Genomic DNA, 11,034 nt, shown 5'->3' with positions numbered 1-11,034 from the left:
GCTCGTCAGGCTCATAACCTGAAGGTCGTAGGTTCAAATCCTACCCCCGCAACCAAATATCAAAACCCGCTAAGCTCTCGGCTTGGCGGGTTTTTTCGTGGTGCGGACTTGGCGTGCCCAGTGAGCTGAGGGAAGCAGATTCCAAATTGCATGCAATCACTGCTGGTTACCGACTCCCGAGTTTATCCAGCAGGTACTTCCGCGGATTCTGCTTCAGCTTTGCAAGGCTCTTGTTGAACTTGTATCTTGTCGAATGACGTGTGCTCAGATCAGTCGCATCTTCAAGCTTGGTTGCATCTGCCAGTTCGGAGTAGAGCGTCAATATGCGCTTTATCGCCTCATTCGCTCTGTTTTCATCCCAAAGATCCGTTCTGTGTTCTGGGTAGCTACTGAAATCCTCCCCAAAAAGTGAAGGATGGTCGGTGATCTGAAAACGGCGATTTAGTGTGATATTGCTTCCGCGGAAGTGGCTGTAATAGGTTTCTGCCTGCTTACGGTTGGGTAGCATTTTGTCTCCATAGTCGAGCGCTTTGGCAAGGTCCGACCTGACCCAATGATTTGTGATGGATAGTTCATTTAATAGATGGCCTATCTTTACAGCGGCAAAGGGTCTGGAGATATTGGACTCGACCACATGGTGGATTTTTGCTCCAACTACATGAAAGAAGTCTATGACCGCATCGCCGTCAATCAGGTGTTTTCTATCAAAGACGCGGATCTTAATATTTTTATCGCCAAAAACATCGGCCCAGTATCCAAGCCTCACGTTGTAATCAAGGTAGCGATCGTGGTGTTTCTGGTAGTCAGGAAGGGCAACTGGGTCTGATCCGAAGAACTTCAATCGAGACGGCAACGACATATTTTTTGAGTTTTGTTGCTGGTAGGAGATGGCTTGCTGATCCTGACGACGAATATAAGCGACAATTGATATGTCATCAAAATAGTAAGCGAGTGCATCTCTGAGTTCTTGCAGTTCTTCTATAGAGCAGCTCCAGGAAAAATTTTCAGCAGACACGATTGTATTGCGACCCGAACTTGCAACAGCTGCTGCGAATTTCTCTTTATCTGCGATGCAGCTCGATATGTCCCCCGGATAAGCGGGTTCCTTGAATACTAGCCAATTATTAGCATTCGTGGGAATTTTCCAGTTGTTGGAATTCGCATGCTCAAGCAACTTTTCATCTGATAGCTTATTAAAAGCACTGTACCCTTGATCACTTAGGTACTGTCTATTTCGATGGAGGCTCTCCTGTATAGAAGTCGTACCGGTCTTGTGGTTGCCGATATGTAGGAAAAGCTTTCGTGACATAGGCCTGTCTAACTTCAATGAGGAGATTAGTGTTGCGAGAGGCAATCACGTAGAAGAGTGGATCTGCCGGATATTAGCCCGAAACACGGGTCCTATCTTCACTCAATCCTAGCCCATAGATAAGCATAGATGCCTTAGGCGTAGCGGTTCAGCTTTGATCTGTCAGATTATTGTCGTCCGGCAGCGTCAATATTTTTGGTTGCAGGTTCTTATGGGGGCACCCGAGGACTGTTGCTCCTAATCCTGAAGCAGTGATTATCGGGACTCGGTTATAATCTGGGGGCGTACGCACAGATACATGGTGAGATGCGGTTCGGCTCCCGTGACCTTCTCAGTCACAGCGTTCAGTCGTTAAAGTTGAAGGCCTGGCCGGATTGTTTTAGGTCGTCGAAGGTTTTACCGGAGCAGCTGGGGATGCGGGTTTCCAGGGTTCCGTCGGAGTTTACGGAGAGCTGAACCGGGGTGTTGCCGAGAGGTTTGTAGAAGGGGGTGTCATCCTCGGTGCCATCGATGTAGAACACGACGTTTCCGCTTTGCCGCGTTGCGTTGCCCTCTAAAGGACATACCACGATATCGGGTGCGTCGCCGAAGATGCCGGCGTTGGCACTGAGTGACATGAAAAGGGCGCCGGCGAAGATTGCGGGGCCATATCGTTTCTCAGACATCAATCTCTCCGATTGTTTCTAACCGAGAATTTCTCCGGGAAACTATGCTGGCAATTGATCTCCCAATCGCTAATTGACTAAGGGAATTGCAACTTTGATTAATAATGCCCTAAGAGACGGAAAATAAAGTCAATAGCTTGTACTTGTGTGTGTTTTAGATTGCTTTAGGGCTTAGCTTGTTTTGCTTGTGAAGTTGTTGTCGTGGTGGTTTGTAGACATCTCTTGACTTACATGATTTAATCGAAATTGCGCTTCAGCTTGATGACAACTGCGCTTGCCTTATCGCAGTCAAAGCAAGAAATAACAAAGAAGCTGTAGCGCTATGAAAAGGCATAGATAGCAACCAAATCAATCGTGCTCCGTAACCCTCGATGACTGGTGTTCGCCGATGTTAAGACTTGGAGTCTATGCAGTTTCCGCAGGCGTGCTTCTTTTTGGGCTGACTTCATGTGGTGGAGAGCCTCAGACGGAAGCTCCCGAGGTCATCCGGCCAGTAAAAACCTTTGAAGTTCTAACGCCGGAAACCAGCGGAAAACGTTCTTTCCCTGCGCGAATTGAATCTCAACGACGCGCGGAAGTGTCCTTCCGTGTACCCGGTACAATTGTTGATTTGCCGGTGAAGGAAGGGGAGGCAATTGAGCAAGGGGAGGTGATTGCGCAGCTGGATCCTACAGATTTTAAGTTGGTTGTACAGGAACGAGAAGCAGAGCTTTTTCGAGCCAAACGGGATTTTGAGCGCATTAAACCTTTGGCGGAGCGAGGATTTTCTACGGTCAGAGAGAGGGACCGCAGGGAATATAATCTGAAGAGTGCGCAGGCATCGCTGGATTTGGCCATGCAAGATTTGGCTTACACAACGCTAACTGCGCCATTTAAAGGACGGATCGCTAGACGGCTTGTTGAGAACTTTGAAGAGGTTCAGGCGAAAGAGGTTATTGTTGAGCTTAGGGACCTAAAGGCGCTGGAGGTAAAATTCGATCTTCCCGAACAGGTGATGCTTTTGGTCAAAGAAGCCTCCGCAGAGCTGGAAGAAACAAGTATTGAGCCGGATGTCTTCGTGTTCTTTGATGCGGCACCCAAGAATGAATATGCGTTGGAATTTAAAGAGGTTGCCGCCAGTGCGGACCCTGCGACCCGTACATTCGAAGCGACCTATATTATGCCTACACCGGAAGACATCAACGTGTTGCCCGGCATGACAGCAAACGTTGTCATTGACCTCACAAAATACCTCCGTGCGGTCAACGTTACCTTCATTCCGTCCGAAGCCGTGGTGTCTACAAACGATCTCACACCGCATGTCTGGGTAGTGAATCCCGAGAGCCAATCATTGGAGAAACGTCACATTAAGGTTGGTGATCTTCGTGGCAGCCAGATTGCTGTGACGGAAGGCCTTGAGCCCGGTGATCGAATTGTGACCGCAGGTGTCCCGTTCTTGGTTGAGGGGATGAAGGTCAGTTTGATGAGGACGCCTGAGCAGGCTGTCGAGAGACCGGAGGATGTGAGCATTCGCAAGACTGCAGAACAGGACGCCCAATCCTCGCAAGCTCCTGCAGCAAGTGGTGAAGACGAGAAGCCAGACTAGAAGAGACCAAGGATACTCCTATGGATATTGGTGGTTACTCGGTAAAAAACAAAGTTGTTTCCTGGCTTCTGGTCATTGTTCTGGTGGGCGGCGGTATCCTTGGCTTTGACGAAATGGGGAAGCTGGAGGACCCTAACTTCACGATTAAGGAAGCAAAGATAATCACGACTTATCCGGGAGCGACTGCGCAGCAAACGCAAGAGGAAGTCACCTACCACATAGAAGAAGCAGTCCAGAAACTTCCTCAGCTCAAGCGCATCAAGATGTCGATTTCCCGGCCCGGGTACTCCGATATTCAGATCCAGTTTAAAGACAAATATACGACCGAAGAGTTTCCCAATATCTATGATGAACTGCGTCGGAAGATTGCCGATGTACGGCACAAGCTTCCTCCCGGAGTGGGGGAGCCGGTGATCGTGGATGACTTTGCGGATGTCTACGGTATCTATCTGGCTATCTCTGGGGTGGGTTATACCTATCGTGACCTGAAGGATGTAGCCGAAGCTCTGCAGCGGCAGCTGGTTCTGGTGCCCGGTGTGCGAAAGATCGTGATTGGGGGGGAGCAGCAGGAGGTGGTCTATATTGAGATCTCCCGCGCCCGCCTTGGGGAGCTTGGCCTTTCTGCTGAGCGGATGTCGGAGTTGCTCACCTCGCAGAACGTTGTTGCAGATGCGGGGAGCGTTAGGGTTGGAGATGAGTACATTCGCATCTCACCCACGGGGGAGTTTAATTCTGCCTCAGAGATCAGTGGGCTACTCATCAGTTCGGAGGATGAAGGGGCCGATAAAAAGGCAATCTATCTGGGTGATATCGCAACAATCACACGTGCCTATGAAGAGCAGCCGACCAAGATGGTCTACTTCAATGGGTTGCCCTCACTGACCCTTGGCATTTCGATGTTACCCGGGCAGAATGTGGTCAATACAGGCAAGGCGATCCAGCAGAGATTTGAGGAGCTGGTTGAAACGATACCTGTCGGTATTCAGGGTCATATTATCTACAACCAGCCAGAGGCGGTGGACCAGTCTGTCAGTGGCTTCATCATTAATGTGGCTGAGGCCATTATCATTGTGATTGTGGTTTTGCTTCTCTTTATGGGGTTGAGGACGGGCCTGATTATTGGCGCGGTGCTGCTGATTACGGTGGCTGGGACGCTGTGGTTCATGCAGTTGTTCGGGATTGAGCTTCAGAGGGTTTCGCTGGGAGCCTTGGTCATTGCTCTGGGCATGCTTGTCGATAATGCGATTGTTATTGCAGAGGGCATGCTCATTCGCATCAAGGCGGGGATGAAGGCGGCAAAAGCTGCCAGCGAGGTGGTCTCCAGTAATGCGATGGCTCTTTTGGGCGGTACGGTGATTGGCATTCTCGCGTTTTCCGCCATTGGCCTTTCTCAGACCAGTACCGGTGAGTTTGCCCGCTCCCTGTTCTACGTCATTCTCATCTCGCTTTCGCTGAGCTGGATCACTGCCGTCAGCACAACGCCATTGCTCTGTGCGCTGCTCTTAAAGCCTGACAAAAAGACCGATGACAGCGAAGCAGCAGATCCATACGACGGTAAGATCTACAGGGGGTACAGAAGCGCGCTGGAAACGGCCATACGGTTCCGCTGGATTACGGTTTCTGCGGCGGTCAGCTTGTTTGTGGCTGCGGTGTACGGGTTTGGCTACGTGCCACAGGCGTTCTTTCCCAACTCCAATACTCCGATGTTCTTTGTTGATATCTGGGAGGTAGAAGGAACCGATATTCGCAAGACCCGCGATGACACGCTCAAGGTCTCACAGTTCTTGCGAAGCCAGGACGGGGTGACACAAACCACGTCGCTGATTGGCGGTGGTGATGCGCGGTTCTCGCTGGTTTACGAGCCAAAGGAGAACAGTCCGGCCTATGCGCAGATCATTGTTCAGACTGAGACCCGTGATCAGATACCAGCGGTCTGGGAGGCTGTTCAGAAATACATGTATGAGGAAATGCCGCAGCTTGATCCGATCATCAAGCCGCTACGGATTGGTCCGGGACGGGATGGGAAAATCGAGGCGCGCTTCCACGGATCAGACCCTGTTGTGCTGCGTCAGCTCGCCGACAAGGCAATGAAGATCCTGAGGGCGGATGACGAATCCAAAGATGTGCGAACCGATTGGCGCCAACCACAGAAGCTGATCAGGCCCGTATTTAATGAGAAGGTTGCACGCCAGCTGGGTATTAACCGACAGGACCTGTCAACGGCGCTATTGCAGGCCTTTGAGGGAAGCCAGGTGGGTATCTACAGGGACGGAACGCGCCTGCTTCCAATTGTGGTTCGCCCACCGGAAGTAGAGCGCAAAGATGTTACCCACATTCAGGACATTGAAGTTTGGAGCCCGGTTCTGCAACGATCCGTCCCTGTGCAGCAGGTGGTTACGCACTTTGAAACCGTTTGGGAAGAAACCGTCATTCGCGGCAGAAACCGTATGCAGACCATCATTGCCTCCGCCAATCCAAAAGGGGAGCTGGCAACGCCGCTGTTCAACCGTATCCGAGGGGAGGTTGAAGCGATCGAATTGCCGCCGAGCTATTCGTTCAGTTGGGGTGGGGAGTATGAGGATTCCTCAGAAGCACAGGAGGGGATCTATGGCGCGCTGCCAGTTGGGTTTGTCCTGATGATTATTACATCAATCCTGCTATTTGGCTCTGTTCGACAGCCGCTCATCATCTGGCTGACTGTTCCTCTCGCGATCATAGGGATAACAGCTGGTCTGCTTGTTATGAAAGGCAGCTTTGACTTCATGTCGCTTCTGGGGGCACTCAGCCTGATTGGTTTGCTGATCAAGAACGCTATTGTGCTTATTGAGGAGATAGATCAGCAAGCGGAGAGGAAAGAACTTTACCTTGCTATTGTAGATTCTTGTGTCAGCAGAATGCGGCCCGTCGCAATGGCAGCTGCAACCACGGTCCTTGGTCTTATTCCGCTCTTACAGGATGCTTTCTTCGTCAACATGGCCATGACCATCATGGGCGGCCTGACCTTTGCAACAGTGCTCACACTGATCGTGGTGCCCGTTCTTTACGCAATCCTGTTCAATGTGAAAAGCCCGGCTCCGGAAACGCCTGAGCTTTCCGGAGCGAGCGTATGAGTAAGTTCAAAGTCAATTACTATTGGTGTGACATCGACAATTTCGGCGATGAGCTCAATGTGGCACTGATGCATGTTCTTTGTAAATGGAGGCTAAAGCATACGCCTCCGGCCATGGCTAGGGTGCTTGGTATCGGTTCAATTCTTGACAGAGCTGTTGCAACGCAGAACGATGATCTTCCTTTTTTGCTCACTAGGCCTCCGCTCCACGTCTTCACCTCCGGGATGCCGGGGGACCAATGGGGATCCTATCGCAGTGTCGCACCTTTCGAGCCACACAGCTTTCGTCGTGTATTGAAGCCCTGGGCGGTAAGAGGGTTCGGAACACGCAATATGCTTCAGGAGGTCATGGGACAGGATATGTCCCATGTGACTTTAGGTGATGGCGGATTGTTGGCCCACCATCTGCTGGAAGGGCGCACCATTGAGAAGAAGTACAAGGTCGGTATTGTTCCGCATTTTGCGGAAGCGCACTTATCTTTGTTTTCCGAGATGCAGCGCGAGATTCCGCAGAGCACTATCCTTGATATCACAAAAGGTGCCTTACCATTCCTTGAGGACCTTGCAAGGTGTGAAGCAGTCGTATCTACCGCCATGCATCCACTGATTGTGTGCGATGCGTTGGGCATTCCCAATCTGTGGGGCAGGATCAGCGAAGCACGAACAACGATCTTCAAGTTCCATGACTACTACTCCGCACTAGACACGCAGCAGGAACCGGTTCAGATCGAGAAGCAAGGGGTTACCTATGAGGATATTGTTGGCCGCTATTCTGTGGAATCGGCGAAAGTGAAGGTCGTGCAGGAAAAATTGCTCAAGACCCTCAGGAAGATGCAATCCGTAGTTGAAGCCCAAGTGACTCGTGAACCGGATTTTATCAGACATATCGCCAGACCACTCGCAAAATGCATGCCCTTGCAATCCCTCAAGGACAAGGTTCGCTCGCGTTATGTTTGGTAGGGTGACCCAGCCTTGTAGGGCTTCTGCGGTACGAGGATATTTGAGAGATTTGTGCGCTTGGGCGACGGGATCGCTTGATACGGAGGCTGAGGTCTGGTGGGGCTGAGCATGGCGGCGTTTTTTACTCATGATATCGATGATAACAATGGGAAGTGAGTTAGAACACATCCTGTTGGTCGGCCGTTACGACAGGTAATCTATCCACATACGCCGAGACTCGTTTGTATCTCAGTGTTTTCTGGTAGCATGGGTTGGTTGCAGGGGGTTTTAGGAAGCTGACTTTTGGATTGATAAAGGAGCGTTGTCAGATCCTTTAAACTCGGGCATCGTGGCATGACCCTTTGCGGAAATTCCTCTGCGTAGAAGGACTGTGATTACTGTCATGTAGATGATCTTGAGGTCCAGCCACAGACCTTTGTTATCTACATACCAAACATCAAGCTCGAACCGCTCTTCCCAGCTGATATTATTACGGCCGTTTACCTGCGCCCAACCAGTGATACCTGGCTTTACCTCGTGACGGCGTAGCTGACAGGGGGTGCACTTCTTCATGAACTCAACATCCTGTGGCCGCGGTCCCACGACGGACATGTCGCCTGTCAGAACGTTGAGAAAGCCAGGAATTTCGTCCAAGCTCCAGGTGCGTAAAAAACGACCAAAGCGGGTAAGGCGCCACTGATCCGGCAGTAGCTCACCATCGGCGTTTTTCTCATCGGTCATTGACCGAAATTTGTAAATGGTGAAGGTTCGACCATCTTTTCCCATCCGTGTTTGCTTGAAAAGAATAGGACTTCCCAGCTTAAAGCGGACAAGTATCGCTACAACCAATAAGATTGGGAGCATTGCAACCAGAATAGAGGCACTAAAAACGATATCGAAAAAACGCCGCATGAAACCCACCAGAAACTCAGAATTAATAGGTAATTTCTCGCCCGTAATTACCTATGGTAGTTAATTCCACCAACTCAATTTTGGAGCACTAACACAATTTGGAACCTGCTGGCAAATATTTACAGCGTTAGTTGTAGGGGCAAAGCATATATGATTATATAGCAGTGATATATTTATAAGTCTGCAGTAGATCAATATTCGGAGATCGTATATCTGACTGAGAATCATTGTATAACTAGCGATTTGGTCAATAATACCTCAGCTCATGTAGATTAAAGTGTGGATTTAAATTATTTGACTAAATTTTTATATAAATAGGAATGTGAATATTTTGATTCGTCGAATTTTATCATTGGATGTGCCATTTGTTTCTTGAGGGATGCCTCTTTCTCCATCAGTCACAATGTGTTTGTTAGGTGATTATCGATAAGAGTGCTCCTGTTTACCTAATTTTTTAAACCTATAGTTGTGAAAATGCACTTGCAAAGTGGCAAATTAAACGCATTTCTTGAAAAATATCTAAAAATTCCCCGTTCATTCTTGCTAGTGAAAAATCCCAGTGATAATTACAACCATAGATAAATGGTTTCTTCGAATTGAGCTGGGACAACTATGCGAAATTTTATTCTTGCGGCTGCCGTTAGTGGTGCAGCTCTTCTTGGTGCGTATCAACCTCTGGACGCTTTCGCGCAAACAGTATCTGTAGCGTCAATTGTTTCTCAGGTGGAGGCTGATCCGGTTGCAGCCGCAGCTGACTTGCTTGCTTTTGTTGCCGCAGCGTCTCCGCAGCAGCTGGCTGATCTCGGTGCAGCGCTGTCCTCATCTTCCTCGGCCCAGGCGCCCGCGTTTGCTCAGGCGATCTCTGCTGCAGTTGCCCAGCAGCCTCAATTGGCTCAGTCAGTTGCAGCTTTGGCAAAGGTCTCAACCCCAGCAGTTGTGGCGCAGTTGGGTACTGGTCTGCAAATGGCAGCAAGTTCCCTCGCTCAAAGTGGAAATGAAGCGGCGGTAACCGCTGTGCAGAAGGCTGCAATGTCAAGCTCTCAGTTGCAGGTTGCCTATAACACCGCTGATGCTGCGAGTAATCAATCCGGCCTTGCTGGAAGCGGTGTTTCCGCTGGCGTTCGTTCCGCGCAAGCGCCTTCGACAACCTCCGGTGGTGGTGCGGGTAGCCTTCCGAGCCCGAACTAAACGCCTTCCCGTTAGTGTATAGAATTTATTTGTAGGAAATGTCGAAGATGCGACTTGTAAAGCATTTGGCAGTCACCTGTTTTGCTGCTGTTAGTGTCGATGTAGCAGTTGTGAATAGTGTCTCCGCTCAGGAATTGGTAGATAATGGTACCGGCGTGACGGAAGAGTACCGGGTGCGTTACAGGTCGCGTCCTGAGTATGATGCTCAAGGTATTCGGCGTGGAAGCTGGCTCTATCTGCCGTCTGTCACCTCTGAGCTGGAATTTGACAGCAATGTCAATAAGGCGGAGAAAGGCGGCAAAGACAGCTTTGTTGCGCTCTTGAAGCCGGAGCTGTCGATCCTCTCAGATTTTTCACGGCATAGCCTGAATTTCAATTTTTCTGGTCGTGAGCGGTTTGTATTTGATGATGAAGATGCATCTACGTTCACTGGTCATGCTTTGGTAGATGGTCAGGTTGATGTTCTGCGGGATCTTGCACTTACATTCGGTGCTGGTTTTGATGCTAATCAGGACGAGCTAGGCGATTCCACAACACCTTCTAGCGCGAAGGAAGGTGTTCGTTCGAACGTGTATAAAGCCAATGCAGGTATCTCCAAGGCATTCAACCGCGTTAATGTTTACGCCACTGGTTCAGTTGAGAATTACGACTACTTCTCCGTTGAAACAGTTAATGGTGGGTCGCTAAGTCAGAGCTTCAGAGATGGAACACGCTACAACGTTCTTTCTAAAGTTTCTTACGCGTACTCCCCTGGTCTCTTCGCTTTTGTGAGTGCTGAGCTGAACAAGCGCGACTGGAACGGATCAGGCGCTGCTAATCGTGACTCAGATGGTTACGAGCTGCTTACTGGCCTTGAGTTTGATATGCGCGGTACCCTTCACGGTTCCGTAAGTCTGGGTTATCTGGAGCAGAATTACGATCTTGCTTCCTTCGATGATATCTCCAGTTTCTCCTATGGTATGGATCTGGAGTGGACACCAACATCGCTCCTGACTGTAAATCTTAATGGTCGCCAGTTGGTTGAAGAAAGCTCAACTGCAGGCTCCTCTGGTATTTTGACTTCCAATGTAGGCCTTTCCGCAGATTATGAATTCCGCAGAAACTGGCTGGTTACACCGAGCGTCGGATACCTGCGTGAAGAGTTCAAGGGTACAGACCGGGTTGACGATACCATTAAAGCGGGTTTGCGCACAGACTATATGGTGAACCGGAACCTTGCACTTCAGGCATCTTACGGTTATGAGAACCGTGATTCAAATGAGGTGGGCAGTAGCTATGATCGCCACATCGGCGGCGTAAGCTTTGTGGTGAAGTACTAGCATAATCT

The 11,034-nt window shown here is 49.8% G+C and carries 8 protein-coding genes; 5 read left to right on the top strand and 3 right to left on the bottom strand.

Annotated features, from left to right (window positions below):
* Nucleotides 1–166: 166 nt before the first annotated feature.
* Together IE076_RS21990 and IE076_RS21985 are read right to left on the bottom strand one after the other, a co-directional pair.
* Nucleotides 167–1,309 (bottom strand): hypothetical protein, encoded by a 1,143-nt coding sequence (locus IE076_RS21990; RefSeq protein ID WP_189438938.1) that lies wholly within the window; start codon nt 1,307–1,309, stop codon nt 167–169.
* A 344-nt stretch (nt 1,310–1,653) separates the two neighbouring features.
* The gene (locus IE076_RS21985; protein ID WP_189438937.1) at nt 1,654–1,974 is read right to left on the bottom strand and encodes a hypothetical protein; all 321 of its coding nucleotides are present in this window, start codon (nt 1,972–1,974) and stop codon (nt 1,654–1,656) included.
* Nucleotides 1,975–2,362: 388 nt separating this feature from the next.
* Here IE076_RS21985 and IE076_RS21980 point away from each other — a divergent pair, with 388 nt between their 5' ends.
* From IE076_RS21980 to IE076_RS21970, 3 genes are read left to right on the top strand one after another with little or no spacing between them, the layout of a single operon-like run.
* Complete coding sequence (locus IE076_RS21980) at nt 2,363–3,559, top strand: efflux RND transporter periplasmic adaptor subunit (RefSeq protein WP_189438936.1); 1,197 nt, start codon at nt 2,363–2,365, stop codon at nt 3,557–3,559.
* Nucleotides 3,560–3,579: 20 nt separating this feature from the next.
* Entirely contained in the window at nt 3,580–6,669 is a 3,090-nt protein-coding gene (locus IE076_RS21975) for an efflux RND transporter permease subunit (protein WP_189438935.1), read from the top strand.
* On the top strand, nt 6,666–7,628 hold the full coding sequence (locus tag IE076_RS21970; protein ID WP_189438934.1) for a glycosyltransferase family protein: 963 nt from the start codon (nt 6,666–6,668) through the stop codon (nt 7,626–7,628). Before IE076_RS21975 ends, IE076_RS21970 begins: the two co-directional genes overlap by 4 nt.
* A gap of 267 nt (nt 7,629–7,895) precedes the next feature.
* Here the strand turns inward: IE076_RS21970 and IE076_RS21965 are convergent, their stop codons facing one another.
* Nucleotides 7,896–8,519 carry a sugar transferase gene (locus IE076_RS21965; RefSeq protein WP_189438933.1) on the bottom strand — a complete coding sequence of 208 codons (624 nt, stop codon included), beginning with the start codon at nt 8,517–8,519 and terminating at the stop codon, nt 7,896–7,898.
* A 612-nt stretch (nt 8,520–9,131) separates the two neighbouring features.
* Between IE076_RS21965 and IE076_RS21960 the strand changes: the two genes are divergently transcribed.
* Nucleotides 9,132–9,707 (top strand): hypothetical protein, encoded by a 576-nt coding sequence (locus IE076_RS21960; RefSeq protein ID WP_189438932.1) that lies wholly within the window; start codon nt 9,132–9,134, stop codon nt 9,705–9,707.
* A 47-nt stretch (nt 9,708–9,754) separates the two neighbouring features.
* Nucleotides 9,755–11,026, top strand: coding sequence for an outer membrane beta-barrel protein (locus IE076_RS21955; RefSeq protein ID WP_189438931.1), 1,272 nt, complete (start codon nt 9,755–9,757; stop codon nt 11,024–11,026).
* The last annotated feature ends 8 nt before the right edge of the window (nt 11,027–11,034 follow it).

The sequence above is a fragment of the Pseudovibrio japonicus genome, assembly GCF_014651595.1.
In the GTDB taxonomy this organism is placed as follows: domain Bacteria; phylum Pseudomonadota; class Alphaproteobacteria; order Rhizobiales; family Stappiaceae; genus Pseudovibrio; species Pseudovibrio japonicus.
The sequence above is the reverse complement of the archived record's forward strand: the minus strand, read 5'-3'. Positions and strand labels throughout refer to the sequence as shown.